The sequence below is a fragment of the Bacilli bacterium genome, assembly GCA_036381315.1.
GTDB lineage: Bacteria > Bacillota > Bacilli > Paenibacillales > KCTC-25726 > DASVDB01.
In genome coordinates this window covers 1-16586 of sequence record DASVDB010000088.1, presented here as the reverse complement: position 1 = coordinate 16586, position 16586 = coordinate 1, and the positions used below count along the sequence as shown (strand labels likewise).

The window sequence follows — 16586 nt, the reverse complement described above, 5'->3', positions numbered from 1 at the left end:
TCCCGTTTCCCGGCAGCGGTCGCGGAAGCCATTGTTCCCAGGCAGAGAAACACCAGTGCGGATAAAAACACATACGACATATCGAAATCGATCGCGCTATGGATCAAGAGGGCAAAAGCGAACACAGGAAACGCCAGTTTGGATTCATCCGGCTCGTCGCCTCTTTCGCCGCGAATATAGATGAAGCACAGATAGCCGAGAAAAAAGATGAACACAATCGCGCCGATTAGGCCAGTCTCCACCAGAATTTGTGAGATTACGTTATGGGTTTGGCGGCTGGTATACGGATAGCTTTGATATGCGGGATACAGGCTGGCCCACGCGCCGCCGGCGGCTCCCAGCACGGGGTAATCTTGCAATATTTTGAACGAATCCTTGTAGAACACCGCCCTACCGGCTATGCTGCTATCTTCCAGGCTGACGCTTTCAATCCGCTGTTTCAGCCCGTTCGGCAGTTTCTCGGCCAAGCCGCTATTGCCAAACAACAGATAAGCCCCCGCCAAGGCCGATACGAACAGGATGCAGGGGATGACCGCGTTGGCCGGACGGAATTTTTTAATCGCCGGATTTTTCCGGAACCACGGGATCGCCGCAAATCTGTGGATAGCCCAAACGACGATTGCCACAGCTAACGAGCATAGTATCAGGATGAACCAGCCTTGCTGCGAAACGGAAGCGGCGAATTTTGCCGCCAGCTGCGTTCGAATGGCCGTCAATTTGCCGAATACCGCCAAGGCGGGTACTGCCGCCAAAACCAGATACAACAAGACAAACAGTTGCTTTCGCCATGGCAGGAACAACAGACAAACAATTACCGCTATCGGCAACACGACCAGCCCGCCGCGGGACAACGTCAATAGAAGCGAGACAAAAATGGGAACCAGCATCAGCGCATGCGCGATAATCCAATACCACTTTTTGGCGGCTACCATTACAACAAGGCTGGCCAGCAAAAGGCCAATCAGGTAAGCGGCGTACGTATTCGGATATTGAAACACGCCGGACAGCCGGTTGCCAAGAACGGCATCCCGATAATGCGCATTGCCGAACCAGTTCAAAAAACCGTGGATGACCAGGACATACCCCGACACAAGCAACCCGTACAGCAGGATGGTTGAACCAGGCTTTTTGCCGGCAAAATAGGCTCCGATCAGGAAAAATACCGCGTACATTACATGCAGGAACAGTTCGTTCATGGCCGCATGATACGAGACCGCCTGAATCATGGCGAGCAGGTAGCAGAGCGGTATGAGCCAAACGGCAAGCGACAGCAAATCGCGGTGATGATTCATTTTCCAATGCGTAAAAAAGTGTATCGCAAGCAGAAACAAAGCCGCGGCCGACCAGGCCAACGCGATATAGATGGGCCGTTCAAAGGAAATCAGACCGCCGTTAAACAGTCCCCGCGCAAACGGCGCGATGAACATAAAGGCGACCGTGAACGCCATGATCAGCCAGAACAATACGGATCTGGTTTCCGCAAAAGAGCTCGTCCGGGAAGATGTTTTCGCGATTGTCTTCTTCATCTGCAATGTCCCTTCACGTTGTTTTATGGTCCAATGCCGCCAATACTTCCAGCGAAGCGCGAAACGCCTCATCGACCGAGGCGCGTGGCGGGGCGCCGCCCTTTTCTTGCCACTTATAGCTCGCGACGATCTGTTTCAACGCCCGTCTTACACCGATCGCATCTTTATCATCGGCCGGATTTGCTTCCGACAATGAGCGGTTTAGTTCGAGCAGCGCCGCTTGCAGTTCATCCGGCGATATTTCCAGCGGCTTGCCGACATAAATGCGGTCATGCTTCGTCGCCGCCGCGCCTTCTTCTTTGCTAAGGATCTCTTCAAACAGCTTTTCGCCCGGACGCATCCCCGTATAGGTTATGTTGATGTCTTTTCCCGGTTCCAGCCCGGACAAGCGGATCAAGTCTTTGGCCAAATCGTCGATCTTGACCGGTTTGCCCATATCCAGAATAAACACTTCCCCGCCTTCGGCCAGCGCGCCGGCCTGAATCACAAGCTGAACGGCCTCGGGGATCGTCATGAAATAGCGGATCATATCCGGATGCGTGACCGTCACGGGGCCGCCCGCTTCGATCTGTTTTTTGAACAGCGGAATGACGCTGCCTCGGCTGCCCAGCACATTGCCGAAGCGAACGGCGGCAAATTTGGTTCCGCCTCCCGTATTCAGGCTTTGCACGATCATCTCGGCGACGCGTTTGCAAGCGCCCATCACCGAGGTCGGGTTGACCGCCTTGTCGGTGGAAATGAGCACGAACCGCCTGGCTCGAAATTCCCGGGCGCATTCCGCGACGTTTTTCGTGCCGAACACGTTGTTTTTGACCGCTTCCGCCGGATTTTTCTCCATTAACGGCACATGCTTGTGCGCCGCCGCGTGAAAAACGACCGCGGGACGATATTGCGCGAACACTTGCCGGATTCTCGCCTTATCCTGAATATCCGCGATAACAGGCTCCAGGGAAAGTTCCGGGAATTTCCGGCGCAATTCCAGTTCAATCTCGTAGATGCTGTTCTCCCCATGTCCGAGCAGCAACAACTTCTCCGGCCGAAAGCCGGAAATTTGCCGGCATAATTCGGAACCGATGGAACCGCCCGCTCCGGTTACCAGGACAACCTGGCCGCGCAAATAATCGGAAATTCCGTCCAGATCAACCTTTACCGGGTCGCGGCCCAGCAAATCCTCCACGCTCACATTGCGGATGCTGTTTACGGTCAGCTTGCCGTTCAACAAATCTTCCATCCGCGGAAGGATTTTGATCTGACAGTTCGTCCGCTTGGCGATTTCAATGACTTCGGCGATTTCCGAACGCGATGCGGACGGCATGGCGACGATAATATCCTCGATGTTATAATTTTCGGCTATTTTCGGGATATCGCCCCGATTTCCCAGCACCGGCACACCCAAAATCTCGTGGTTAAACTTGTATTCGTCGTCATCGATAAAAGCGATCGGATACAGTTCGGACTGCGTCTGGCGCAGCTCCTTGACGACCATCCTCCCCGCTTCACCCGCGCCGATAATGAGCGTGCGGCGGTTGTGCGGCTGAATCCTGCCCGTGCTCTCCGCCCAGATGCGCCACAACAGGCGAATCCCGCCGGACGTCATGGCGATCATGATCGCCGCCAACGGATAAATGCTGCGCGGCACGATCATATCCGGCAAATAAGTATGTATTATATAGTGATGGGCGACAAAAAAAACAAAGACCGCAAGCAAGCTCGCCTTGACGATGGCCAGCAGATCGTTGATGCCGGCATACCGCCAAATTCGCCGGTACACTTTAAACAAATGAAAACTGCAAACCGTAACGAAAGAAAGGCTCATCACCACATACGGGATCAGCCTGAAATAGGGCTCGCGCACGCGAAAATCAAAGCGCAGAAAATAGGCCATACAGACAGAAAACACAATGAGAACAATATCAATCAGTATCAGCGTGAGTTTCCTGACAGCATGATTCAACTTGCCATCCCCTTATCCAGTTGCGCTTCCGGTTTGCTCGTACTTATCCAATACTGGCGCAAAAACACGGCCAGCACGCTCAGCATGGCCCCGACCACCGCGGCGATAGCGATGTTCAAGAGCTTTTTCGGGCCGACCGGCTCATTCGGTTGCAACGCGGGCGTAATAAACACGGCGTTAAAGCCGCTTAGCAAGCGCTCCGAGCTTTTTGATTTCAGCTTTTCATTTTCGATCTGAGTTTCCAACTTCGCAATTTCCTGTTCGTTTACGCTTATTTCATTTTGCAAGTTTGCTTTCTGCGCGTTCAAATCGGTCAGTTGCAGCTGCACATCCGATATTTTGGCGGTCAGCGCGGTATACAACGGATTGATTTCTTCATCGATCAATTGCAATGCGCCGGAATTTTTGCTGCTATTGCCGGTCGATTCGGCGATAACCGATTGCAAGTAGGGATCAGACGCCAGCGACTTTTTGGTTATGAGTTTCTCCGGCGTTGCGGAAAGCTGCTTTTGAGCGTCAGCCAGTTGCGACTGAGCGGTTTTGATTTGCTCTTCAACGTCGATCAACTCGTTTTTGGCATTGACAATTTTCCCGGCCCTGTCCGATATTTCGGCCCGCGCGCCCAATTCAAACGCCAGCAGATTGGCGATAAGCGTAATATCTTCGGCATTTTTGCCTTTTACCGAGATCCGAATCACATTCGTATCCTTGATGGGTTGAACTTGCACCGCATTTTTTAGTGCGGATACCGTGTAGCCCTTCTTGTCCAATTGCAGCTTGGAGATAATGCGGTTGATCGCCGCGCCGCTTTTCGTCGTTTCCGTAAACGAATTCATAATGGTGTTGATGTTTACCGTTTGTCCCTCAACCTGCGGGATGCTGAATCTGACCAACGAAGTCGCTTCATATGTGGGAGGAAGCACAAAAAAACTGAGTATTCCCGATATGATCATCGCCGCGACCGTTACGACCGTTATGATCCATTTGCCATTCCAGACCGTTTCGATAATCTCTCGCAAGCTGATTTCTTCTTCCACAAGGTTTCTCTCCCTATTATTCGGATTGCAAAACCGCATAAAAACCTGTCATTTTATGTAGCCCATATCATTATAACTTCATAGACAACCGAGTGACAAGGTTTTCTCCCATATCTGTCATCTTCGACCGGGGATGCCGGCAATTCCAGCGCTTCGCGTGCGCCTTCCACGTCTGCGCAGGAACATGATATACTTGCATATATGACGCTTTTTCACGGAAAGGATGTTCCGTTTTGCCCGCCATTCCGCTCAAATCCCATGCATTGGACTATTTGAAAGAAGAACTGAAGAACCGATTTGCGCCGGAAATGATCGACAGAGGTTTTGACTATTATCTGAAGAAAAAGGTGCGCGCGGTCGAATTCATCCCGAACGGGAAGATCATTTCGCAGGTCAACGGTACGCGGCGGCAGCCTTATAAAGTTGAACTGGATACGGACTTTTTCGCAATCAGTTTCTGCACGTGTCCCTATGAGGGCTTCTGCAAACATATGGTCGCCGTTATTTTCCAGACAATCGCTATGGCGGGACAGCGGCCTGAGTTGCTTTATCGGGAAATCGCCGGGGAAGCCGAAACAGAGCAATTCAAGCGGCAACAGGCGGAACAGAGGAAAAAGCGGCAGACCGTTTCCACCGCGCGAAATTTGGCAAAAGAACCCGTGGTGAGCGAGACGGACACGCCGCAAAAATGGCTTTCGTATATCAGGGAGCGGCTCAACCGTTACAATTTGACCGGCGATCACGGATTTGTCAAGCTGTATCACGATTTGGAAAAAAAAGACGCTGTGTTCCCGCATATCCGTTTTCGCAACGGCACGTTGGAGCTGCTGTTTTTTCTATTTGCATATGTTGAGATCATCGGGCGGTTTGACGCGTATTCCCGGAAATACGGGAACTCGTATGCCTATTCTTTTTATACGCCTTTTGCCATCCGGGTCTATCAACATTGTATGGACGAATTGGATGGATTGCTGGAAGATTTCGATCATTCCGCGGCGCAAAACGTTGCTGCCGATTATTTGAAGGCGCTGATACCGCATCTTTCGCAGCAGCTGGCCGACTGCGACGGTGTTTTTGCCGACTGGCTGTATATTTACCGCGTCATCTGGACGCACATGCTGAATGTAAAAGATTGGGTGGCTGCGGAAAGAGCGAATTTGCAACAGCTTTTGGATCACAATAAGTTGTCCCCGCAAAGCCGGGAAAGTATCAGTTGCGGGCTTATCCATTTGGATGTGCTGGAACGTAAGGACCGCGCCGCGATGGAAAAAATCGACCGGCTCACCGTGTGCAAGCAGCCCAAATACTGGTTTCAATATCTCTATCAATTTTACACCGAGCAACAATGGGACAGGCTGCTGGCCTGGCTGCAATGGATGGCCCCGTTGATCAAAAAGGGCGGCAGCGAATTCAACAATTATCTCGAATATTGGGATGCGCTCGCGGCCCGGCATCCGGTGGAGCGGGAATGGTCCGAGACGATGCGCTATCTGCTGCCCCACTCTTATGCCATATACGCAAAACGCTTGCTGGAAACCAAGCGTTATGCCGAATGGGCGGACGTTACGATGGATTGCGGCAAGTCGGCGTCTCCATTGCAGGCAAATGTAGTGCGCGAAGTGGAGAAAGCCGCGCCGGAAGTGCTGCTCCCCATTTACCACCAATATGTTGAGCTGTGCATCCTGCAAAAAAATCGGGAATATTACCGGATTGCCGTTAAGGCATTGCGAAGGCTTGGCCAATGCTACAAAAAACTGAAACGGGCGGATGATTTTCAAAGGTTTTTAGAAGCGCTGTGCGGCAAGTATTATCGGTTACGCGCGCTGCAGGAGGAATTGCGGAAAGGAAAGCTGATTTCATGAATGCGATGACAAAGCCGAAAATTGCCGTTCACTGCGAATGGGTCAACGACAAAGGCTTTTTACTTTACGGACGAATCTCGGGCAGACACGCGGTAAACATATTTGAGTTGAAAAACAAGCTGTTCGGCTGGCACGCGCGCTCGTATTACGGGACGATGCTGGAAATTGTCGAGGAAAAAGGAAGGCAGCGCATTTTGCTCGATCCGCTCATGGCGCTCGATTATTTTGCCGGATCGGGCCCGCTGCTGCATGCCGCGCTGGAATGGGATGAAACAGCCGCCATGTTGCGGGAAGCCGCGGCGTTTTTTTACGCTGCTCTGCGCGAGGGCCGGTTTATGCCGGATATGCGCCGCCGTCGCTTTGACTTCCCCGGCTGGAAAATGATTGTGCCGGAGGATCAGCGGGCAACGTACGAGCGGATTGTGGCGGAAGCAAAACGGCTGGGGGCGGCGTATCTCAAGGATTGGTTTGATTGCGCCTTGCTGCGGATGATCGAAACGGAAGGAGAAGTCCGCGCCGCCTTCGGCAAAATTGCCGCCCGTTATCCGGGCGTATTGCGCAGCGCGCCGGCCCTTTCGGAAATCGGCGACGACGCTCTGCGGGCGAACGCTGCGGAGATTGCGGGAGTCGCGGGAGCGGTGGATGCGGCGGGAGTCGCGGAAGCCGCAGGAGCAGTGGAAGTGGTGGATGCAGCGGGAGTCGCGAGAGCCACGGAAGCTATGAACGCCGCTGAAGAAGAATGGCTTATGTCGATCGGCTGGAAAATCGATCTTTCGCCGTTTCGCATTTCGCTGCAGTTGGTTGAACCGCGGGAACGCGACGAATGGACGCTGCGGCTTTTGCTGCAGGATAAAAACAACGAGGAACGATTGGCCGTTTGCGATCTGGACGGCCTGCCGCCGGCAGACGCGCCGACCAAAGCGGATGGCGCTGATAGCTCGTCTTTGGGGGCGTCGGTCGGCCCTTCAATTGGCCCGGAAATTCCCGCGGAATGGAACGCTTTTCTCCCGTCCGCGGTGGCAAGGTTTGTTCGCGGCTGCTTGCGAACGGTTCCCGGACTGGCCCAGGGCACTTCGGCTGGCCGCATGAAGGCCGTACTGGACGACGAAGAAGCGTGGCGATTTTTGACCGAAGACAGTTTGCATCTGGCGGAAGCCGGCTACCCTGTGCTGCTGCCGTCGTGGTGGGATACGGTAAAGCGGACGAAGCCGCGTTTGAAAGCAAAAATAAGATCGTCCGTCGGCTCCGCAGGCGAGTCGCTTTTTGGGCTGCAGCAAATCGTGCAGTTTGACTGGAAAATGGCCATCGGCGGCCTGGAATTGAGCGAAGCGGAATTCCGCGAGCTGGCCGCCAGCAAAAGGCGCTTCATTTTCCTGCGCGGGCAATGGATCCATCTTGATCCCGGCTACTTGCGGGAATTGCAGCGCAAAATGAAACTGGTGGAGAAAAAAGGGCTGTCCTTCCGCGATGTGCTGGAACTGCATCTGTCAGGCGCGGATGCTGCGGATGCCTTTTCCGCAAACGGGCATGACGCGATCACGCAGATCGACGAGGCTGATGCCGCCGAGGAAGTCCGCATGGAAGTCGAGTTGAATCAGCACTTGGCCGAATTGGTCGCGCAGTTGCAGAAAACGACACAATTGCCCCTTTTCCCCGCTCCGGAAAATTTTCACGGCACTTTGCGCAATTACCAGATTCAGGGCAGTTCATGGATGGTTTTTCTGCATCGCTATGGTCTTGGCGGATGTTTGGCCGACGATATGGGACTTGGCAAAACCGTACAATGGATCGCCTACGTCCTTCACTTGAAGCGAAATGGAGCGTTGGATGCGCCCGCCCTGCTGATTTGCCCCACCTCGGTGCTTGGCAATTGGCAGAAGGAACTGCGGCGTTTTGCCCCGAATTTGAAGCTGTACATCCATTACGGTTCGAACCGCCGCAAGGGCGATGCGTTCGCCGCTTCCGTACAAGGCGCTGACGTAGTGCTGACCACTTACACGCTCTCCCACCTGGACGAAGCCGAATTGACCGCTGTGCGATGGGGCACGCTTTGCCTCGACGAGGCGCAAAACATCAAAAACGCCTACACGAAGCAGGCCGCGGCCATCCGCAAGCTGGAAGCGAACCACCGCATTGCGCTGACCGGCACGCCGATCGAAAACCGGCTAACCGAGCTATGGTCGATTTTTGATTTTCTCAACCCGCATTATCTGGGAAGTTTAAACCATTTTCGCGCGACATTTGTGAATCCGATTGAAAAGACGAAGAACCCGAAATTGATCGAACGGGTGCAAAAGTTGATTCAACCCTTTTTGCTTCGCCGCGTCAAAAAAGATCCGGCCATCCGACTCGATTTGCCCGAAAAAAATGAAAGCAAAATCTACGTTTCCCTGACAGCCGAGCAGGCCACGCTGTACGAAACGATTCTCGAGGATATGTTCGCGCGGCTTGACCGGCTGCCGCCGATGGAGCGAAGGGGACTTATTCTGGCAGTCTTGACCCGGCTAAAACAGGTGTGCGACCACCCGTCGCTCATTTTAAAAGATACGCGAACGGACGCATCGGCCCGTGTACCTCGCTCCAACAAAATAGCGCGGCTGCTGGAAATGGTTGGCGAACTGCGCGAAGAAGACGACCGCTGCTTGATCTTTACGCAATTTGTGGAGATGGGCCATATGCTTGTTCAATTTTTGGAGAAGCGGCTTGGCGAGCGGGTGCTGTTTCTGCATGGCGGTGTGCCGAAAACCAGGCGGGATCGCATGATCGCGACGTTCCAGGACGAGCGGCAAAACGACAGCGGAATTTTTGTGCTGTCCCTGAAAGCCGGGGGAACCGGGCTCAATTTGACGGCCGCCAATCACGTTTTTCATGTTGACCGCTGGTGGAATCCGGCCGTTGAGGATCAAGCGACCGACCGCGCCTACCGCATCGGCCAAAAGCGCGACGTGCAGGTGCATAAATTCGTTTCGCTGGGCACGCTTGAGGAGAGGATCGACGAGATGATCGAGCGCAAACAAGGGTTAAGCCGCCAAATCGTCGGCGCGGGCGAGCACTGGATCACCGAATTGTCCACCAGCGAGTTGCGGGATATTTTCGCGCTGCGCAGGGAATGGATCGACGAAAGTAAGTAGCAGTGTGCGTAGGGACGCCCCCGCATCACGATGACCGCATCGGGCCCCGCAACGGGCGCGCGCTGGACCACACCTAGTGACCGCATCGGGCCCCGCAACGGGCGCGTGCTGGACCACCCCTAGTTACCGCATCGGGCCCCGCAACGGTTCCACGCAGTAAAAAGGAGAGGAATCTTGATGGCAAATCAGAAAAGAGAGCGAATGAAGGAAAAGCGGCCGCGGCATCAGCATCGAGACTCGGCTCGGGAAGAGGGGAAAGCCGAACAGGGCGCGGTATCGGTTGCAAAGCAGGATGCTCGCGCCCGCGCCGGGAGCAACACTCTTGCGAATGCGAAGCAGGATGCCCGCTCCCGCGTCAAGAGCAATGCGGCTACGATTGCAAAGCAGGGTGTCCGCCCGCACGCAAACAGCAACGCGGATTCGATTGCAAAGCGGGAAGCTCGCTTGCGCGCCAAACGCAACGGCCAGGAAGCAAGCTGGCCGGATAACGCCGACCTCCCGCATTTCAACGAAATGTCACCGGAGTGGAAGGCTTTTTACCGGGCGGTGCGCGAAGTTGTTAGCCGCTAAATAATCGTAAAAGAAGCCGCCACTTCCACCGCTTGTCTCCATCCCTCTTTGCAGCTGCTGCCACGCGAGTTTCCGCCTATGCAGCTGCCGCCACGCGAGTTGCCACCTTTGCAGCTGCCGCCACGCGAGTTTCCGCTCTAACGGACGCCACAGAGGCTAATACGCCGAATTTCGAACTTTTGAAATTCTAACGGTCGCCAATGCGGCTAATCGGTTGAAATGCACACTTTTTTCTCAAATTTGACCAAATAAGCTCATATAGAACCGTTAAAAATCAAAACCACGCAAAATCGGCAAAATAGCGGCTGTGGCGCCCGTTAGAATTTTACATTACCGATTTACCACCTATTTACCACCTACGCGTAACCATCCACCCGCTTTCCATCGGCCAATCCGAGCTGCGCATACAAGGTAATGGCCTGCTTAACCTTCTGACCGCCCAGTGCATAACTGGCCAAGCCCCACATACGAGGAAGTGGCGATAATTGGAACCACGGATCGAAACTTCACTGGATTCAGCCGTTGCTTATGCTGGCCACTTGCCGGCTGCGGTAACGATTGCATTTGCCCTCACTATTGTGCTAATGGTTGCATTTGTCCCTTTGGTCGTGCAAACGGATATATTAACCCTCACTGGACCCGCATGCCCCACGTTAATTGCGCTAACGGACGTATTTGCCGCTATTCTGCGAAAAAACGGCTTGTTGAAATTTTAACGGACGCAGGTGACGTTATTCGCTGGAATCCGACCTCAAAACCCATGAAAATGGGCAAATAAGCGCAATGGCGACCATTAGAATTTTAATAGCGAAAAAAACCGCCTATTAACCTCACTGGCGTCCGTTCGAGCATCCGCGCAAGCGGACAAACGCAAGTGCATACGCGCAGGCAACCGCTAAAAACTATTTTGAAATGCTGTGAAATATGGTATATTATAGTTAATTCCCCGGTATGAAGCACATACCGCTTTGATACGATGCCCGAGAGGCACGAACGTATCGAAGCGGTTTTTTTTGCACGAAAAAATGATATTGAAAGGCGAGTGACGGGCATGTTGTTTGATGAGGTTTACGAAAATTGGTTGGCAGCACAAATTTCCAATGAAAAGAATTCACGGAGGCGTGAACTCCTGAAAAAAGGTTTGAGCCACGGAACAATTGAATTTCTGCGCTCAATATGGTTTCCCGCCATTGGAAACCTGGACCATTTGTATCCCGAATACGAGGTTCGGGACTTCAATAACCGGTGTCGCTATCTCGATCTGGCGTATTTGCCCGGCGGCGCGAAAGGATGCATCGAGATTCAGGATTACAGCAGTCATGCGAGGGACATCGAAACAGCGCGGTTTAAAGACTTATGCATGAAGCAAGCTCTGCTGGGTCTGGATGATTGGCTCTTTTTACCGGTCGCGTACTTGTCAATTCGCGAAAACCCGGGTGTGTGCAAACAATTGGTGCTTGCCTTTGTCGGAAAGTTTTTGTCGATTCATGTGGTCGCCGGACTAAATTGGGCTGAAGCGGAAACGCTGCGGTTCGCCCGCAGATTGATGCGTGATTTTGCACCCCGGGAGCTATCCGCCCATCTGTTGCTTTCTGAGCATCGCACGAGAATCGTTCTTCGCTCATTATTGCGAAAAAATTTACTGGTCGTGGCAAACGGCAAACAGCGTTACCGCACATATCGGTTAAGCGACGAATGCCTAAAGAACGCAATAGACGTTAATCAGGTGTAAATGACGGTGAAATTGCCTGAATAAAGTGGAAAAAGTGAGGCGCAACAAATCGGAAAATCCGCCGCAATGCGCGATTTGCCGCTTGGTGGCGGCCAACCACATGTATAATCCGCCGCTATGCGCGATTTGCCGCATGGTGGCGGTTAACCGTATGTTTGATCCGCCGGAAGGGCTGCGGTCGAAAATTTCTGCCTTCGGCGATTAACGGGCGTGTCTTTCTCTCAACTTTTGTGATATTTTCCTCGCGATAAAAAAACAGGCGATGCCGAAGCCCGCTCCAACCGCGTCCAACAAAACATCGGAAAATTGCGCATGCCGCGACCTGACAAAACGTTGATGGAATTCATCGGATAAGGCGTAAACAAAGGCTATCATGAACGATAGCAATGAGCCCCATATTAAATGTGATTTCCATTTGCGGCTAAACGCAAAAATTAAAGAGAAGCCCAAAACCCAATAGATCAGAAAATGCGCCGCTTTGCGGATGTAAAATTCCAATACGCTCGCGGCCGTTTCCCCCCGGGCGCTTACCGCACGCTTAAGATCATCAAGTTTGATATTGTACAATAACTGCCGCGATAGGTGGGATGCCAACCATGGCTTTAAATCCTGTTCGCTGCGAGTTTGCGAAGACAAAATAAAAATCGCGAGCACACATACTATTGGCGGTATCCAATAAATCGGTAATTTTCGCATTGAGCATCCATCCCGTAACGTTTATTTGTATGACAAGTGCCGCGGACAGGAGACGCAGACAGGGGCCGCGGATCGAAGCCGCGGACCGGCGCAGCGGGTAGTAGACGCGGACTGGGCTGCGACTGTTTACCGAACCGCGCATCGGAGCAAAGGGCAGCGGCAACAGACAGGGCCGTGGATTGAAGCCGCTGGCGGGAGCCGCAGTCCGGAGCAGCGGACAGGAGACGCAGACTGGGCTGCGGCCGTTTCAAATCGCTTCTTTTTTGGAGATTTCATAAACCGGTAGAGAAGGTTTGCCCCGAACTGCCGCGTAGGCCTCCAATAAATTGGGAACCTGGTGCCTCCATTCCAGCAGTCGGCTCATGCGGTCTTGGCCAACCCTGCCCATCTGCTCTCTCAATGCCGGGTTATCCAGCAGCCATTCGATCTTTCGGGCCAGGTCATTCGCATCGTTGCCCTCCGCGTACAGGGACGCATCCTCCGCCGAGCGTCTGCCTTCCAACAAGTCAAATTGCACGATCGGTTTTGCGAGCGCCATATATTCCAGCACTTTGTTCATGGTCGATTTATCGTTAAAAGTGTTTTTCGGATCGGGATTTACACAGACATCGCAGCTTGACAAGCGCGCCAACAATTCATCATCGGGTACGCGTCCGGTAAACTCCACATTTTGCGCGATGCCCATTTCCGAGCAAAGTCTGCGCATTCTCTCCAGGGCGGGTCCGCCGCCTATCAGCATGAACCGGATATCGTCGCGTTTTCCGTCGAGCACCAAATATTTGGCGGCTTGCAGCAACAAATCAATCCCTTCCTGTTCCCCCATCACCCCGACGTATCCGACCAAATATGGTTTTCCCCGCTTAAAATGTTGCTGCGGCGGGACCGGCTGAAACCGGGACAAATCCGGCCCGCTGCGGACGACAAACACTTTTTCCGGCCGTTGTTTGCCGCGCGTTACCGCGATTTCTTTATACGACTCATTCGTTGCGATAACGACGTCCGCCACAGCGTAACTGCACCTCTCGGCAAGCCGGAGCGCCTTATGGAACAAACCCCGTTTTCCAAACTTGACTTCATATAATTCCGGATTGATGTCATGTTGGTCGAAGACGACTTTTACCCCATGAAACACCTTGAACCATCCGGCTACGAGAAAAAGCAAATCGGGCGGATTGCAAACATGCACAATATCAAATCCGCGTTCTTTCCATATTTTCCGGGCCAGTCTGAACTCATGCCGCAACGCCCATATGTATTCCTTCAAGTATCCTGTCGTCGAGCTAATCTCCGGGGGCAGCGGGTGTCTGTAAATATGCACTCCTTCAATGACTTCATATTCCAGCTCAAAACGTTTCCCGACGGGACAAATAACGGATACCTGATATCCGTTTTGCGCCAAAGCGGTTGCTTCCATCCAAACCCTTCGATCAAAGGGAACAGGCAAATTTTCCACGATGATCAGCACTTTACCACGCGATTCCACTATATTTCACTCCCCTTGGAGGCTCATTGAAGATTCCCGCCAAATCGTACACGCTGAAATGATCCGGGGCTTCCGACAATACCCGGGAAAATTCGGGATCATTGTATGTGATCACCGCCATTTCCGTCTCCTCAAGCGCAAGCCTGGGAGTGGCCACGAGCAGTTCTTCGAAATGCGGCAGATTTTTCCTGATGTACGCCAGATTCGTCCCCATCAGACGGGCTTGATAAACCGACCTGTCGTATATTTTTACCCGGATTCCCTCCCCCAGCAATTTTTTGATTAGCTTAATGGAGGGGCTTTCCCGCAAATCATCCGTTCCGGATTTAAACGCCAAACCGAAAACGGCGATATTCCGCACTCCGGTGTTTAAAATTTCCTGCGCGGCCAACTCGATCTGGATTTCGTTCGAAGCGCGCAAAGCGTTGAGCATCGGCACGGTTACATTCATCGATTGGGCGTGATAAAGCAGCGACCCCAGATCTTTGGGGAGACACGAACCGCCAAAGGCAAATCCGGGGCGCATGTAGACCGGAGATATATTTAGCTTTGTATCCTGAACGATGATATTCATCACTTCGCGCCCGTCTACCCCGAACGCCTTGGCGATCCGGCCGATTTCATTCGCAAAGCCGATTTTGGCGGAATGCCATGTGTTGGCCACGTATTTCACCATTTCGGCCACTTCCGGTTTCACGGTGAGCATGGGGCCTTTGACGCTTGCATACATCTCTTTTATCATTTGTTCCGCCCGCCGGTCATCCGTGCCGATAATCGTGTACGGCGGTTCGTAAAAATCGCGGATTGCCGTGCCTTCGCGTAAAAACTCCGGATTAAACGCCGTAAACACCAGCTTATCGTTGGGATACCGCAGCAATAATTCGCGGCATTTGGAAAGCGTCCCCGGCGGAACCGTGCTGCGCAAAACGACAAGATGCGAATCGTTCTTGGCATGGATCGCCAAGCCGATTTCCCGGCAAACGTTAAAAACATAGCTCAAGTCCGGTTCTCCATTCCATTTTGGCGGAGTCCCGACACTGACAAGGGAAACGTCCGAGTGCTGAACCGCCTCGCGAAAGTCGGTGGTCGCCCTGATCGCGCCCGTTTGCACGTTTTCCCGCAACAACTCGTTTAATCCCGGTTCGATGATGGGCGATTCTCCCCGGTTGATCAGATCCACCTTTTCCGGATTTACGTCAACACCGTACACCTCATGGCCTTCACGTGCCAGACATGCTGCCGTAACCGCCCCTACATACCCCAAACCAAAAACACTAATTCGCATGGAAAACCTCCATTTGATTTAACATTTTTATGGGAATTTCGCCTTCATATTCACCTATCAAAGTGCATGTCGGCTCTTTCACCCCGAATCTGGAAGAATACCATCCGGCATCTTCCCCGCCGCGAACGACCGACCATTCAAGATTTCGATCCAGGTTGATCAATAAAGCGCCTGCCGCCCACTCCACGGCGCACGTAAAATCTTGCAGCCTAACATGGCAATCCGGAGCAAAATGCAGGCGGTATTGCGCGCGCGCCTTCCCGCCGCCTAGCAGTTCGTCTTCGGTGACAAGCCGTTTGTCGTTTAGCGAAATCGCCCGGCGATGGATGATTTTCCCGGGCAGTCTGGAATACCCGTCATGTTCCGCCACGAGCTTGCCGCCCTGGCTGGTTTCCACCCATTTCAACACTTTCGAACGGGCATGCGTCTTCCAGAGAAACGCTCCTTGCGCGACTGATTGGTCCAGATTGTCTACCGTTAGCGTATTATGCGCCTTCGTGCCGCGAAAATAGGCGCGCCAAACCGGATCGGCATGATAAATGAAAGTTCCGGGATCCACGATGACTGGAACGCCGCCGATATGGACCGTAAAAGACAGGGCGTCGGCATGCCCGTGCGCGGCAATCGACAAGTAACCCAACGGGCCGGCGTCCGCGAGACAAAAGATTTCATCAGGTTGCCCCCTGCGGGATGTCAGCAGAAAATAACCGGCATCTTCCAGACTGATTTTTCTCCGCGAAAACCGCTTGGGTTTGGCACGGGGCAAGGCGCCCTTCCATAAAAACGAAGCCGTCATTTCCCCCGAACCTTCATTTGGTACGGGGACAGCGGCATGAAGCCAGGTCAGCCCCAGCCGGTAGAGCCAATCGGTCCTGGAAGACGTTATTGGCCGCAGCTGCAGCGCCATGCCTTCATCCGCATCGCCAAAACGCGGCAAATTCCCGCCAAAGTCGGTCATAACCGGAATTACTTCCAGCATGCGCCTGATCCAAAGCTTGTATGTCGGCGAAAATGTAAAACCGTATCGATCTCCTTCAATTCCCGCCAACAGGAAAAATTCCAGCGAAAACAGATGATAGGAAAAAGCCTGCTCTTTATTTAATCCGCAAGGAAACGTTTGCTTGACAATCTCTTTTTCCAGAACATTTCGGGACATTTCCCGCCATTTCGCCGATTGTAAAAAATAGGGCCATTCAACTGTTGAAATAAACAGCCCCGCCATCTCGCCCAACAAATGGTTGTTCGCGGACGAACCGTTAGATGGTTGCTGGACAATCATCCATTGATGCCAGTAAATGGCCGGCCACAGA

Annotated in this window: 11 protein-coding genes; 5 read left to right on the top strand and 6 right to left on the bottom strand. The window is 53.0% G+C overall.

Annotation, left to right across the window (positions count from 1 at the left end; translation table 11 throughout):
* From VF260_06835 to VF260_06825, 3 genes are all read right to left on the bottom strand, one after another.
* The coding region (locus VF260_06835) for an O-antigen ligase family protein (protein HEX7056897.1) at positions 1-1526 on the bottom strand (1526 nt) is incomplete at its 3' end.
* Between the two features lie 13 nt (positions 1527-1539).
* Positions 1540-3480: a nucleoside-diphosphate sugar epimerase/dehydratase gene (locus VF260_06830; GenBank protein HEX7056896.1), complete on the bottom strand. Its 1941-nt coding sequence runs from the start codon at positions 3478-3480 to the stop codon at positions 1540-1542.
* Positions 3477-4517, bottom strand: coding sequence for a Wzz/FepE/Etk N-terminal domain-containing protein (locus VF260_06825; GenBank protein HEX7056895.1), 1041 nt, complete (start codon positions 4515-4517; stop codon positions 3477-3479). Before VF260_06825 ends, VF260_06830 begins: the two co-directional genes overlap by 4 nt.
* A gap of 233 nt (positions 4518-4750) precedes the next feature.
* Here VF260_06825 and VF260_06820 point away from each other — a divergent pair, with 233 nt between their 5' ends.
* The 5 genes from VF260_06820 (at position 4751) to VF260_06800 (ending at position 12017) form a co-directional block, all read left to right on the top strand.
* A complete protein-coding gene (locus VF260_06820) occupies positions 4751-6379 on the top strand; it encodes an SWIM zinc finger family protein (protein ID HEX7056894.1) in 1629 nt (542 codons plus the stop codon).
* Positions 6376-9510, top strand: coding sequence for a DEAD/DEAH box helicase (locus tag VF260_06815; GenBank protein ID HEX7056893.1), 3135 nt, complete (start codon positions 6376-6378; stop codon positions 9508-9510). Before VF260_06820 ends, VF260_06815 begins: the two co-directional genes overlap by 4 nt.
* A 177-nt stretch (positions 9511-9687) precedes the next feature.
* Positions 9688-10080, top strand: coding sequence for a hypothetical protein (locus VF260_06810; protein ID HEX7056892.1), 393 nt, complete (start codon positions 9688-9690; stop codon positions 10078-10080).
* A gap of 1051 nt (positions 10081-11131) precedes the next feature.
* Entirely contained in the window at positions 11132-11812 is a 681-nt protein-coding gene (locus tag VF260_06805) for a transcriptional regulator (protein HEX7056891.1), read from the top strand.
* Positions 11813-11846: 34 nt separating this feature from the next.
* Positions 11847-12017 (top strand): hypothetical protein, encoded by a 171-nt coding sequence (locus VF260_06800; GenBank protein ID HEX7056890.1) that lies wholly within the window; start codon positions 11847-11849, stop codon positions 12015-12017.
* A 738-nt stretch (positions 12018-12755) separates the two neighbouring features.
* Here VF260_06800 and VF260_06795 read toward each other — a convergent pair.
* The 3 genes from VF260_06795 to VF260_06785 form a co-directional block, all read right to left on the bottom strand.
* A complete protein-coding gene (locus tag VF260_06795; GenBank protein HEX7056889.1) occupies positions 12756-13991 on the bottom strand; it encodes a glycosyltransferase family 4 protein in 1236 nt (411 codons plus the stop codon).
* The gene (locus VF260_06790; protein ID HEX7056888.1) at positions 13975-15276 is read right to left on the bottom strand and encodes a UDP-glucose/GDP-mannose dehydrogenase family protein; all 1302 of its coding nucleotides are present in this window, start codon (positions 15274-15276) and stop codon (positions 13975-13977) included. The genes VF260_06795 and VF260_06790 overlap by 17 nt, the downstream gene beginning before the upstream one ends.
* The coding region (locus tag VF260_06785) for an alginate lyase family protein (GenBank protein ID HEX7056887.1) at positions 15266-16586 on the bottom strand (1321 nt) is incomplete at its 5' end. The genes VF260_06785 and VF260_06790, both read right to left, overlap by 11 nt.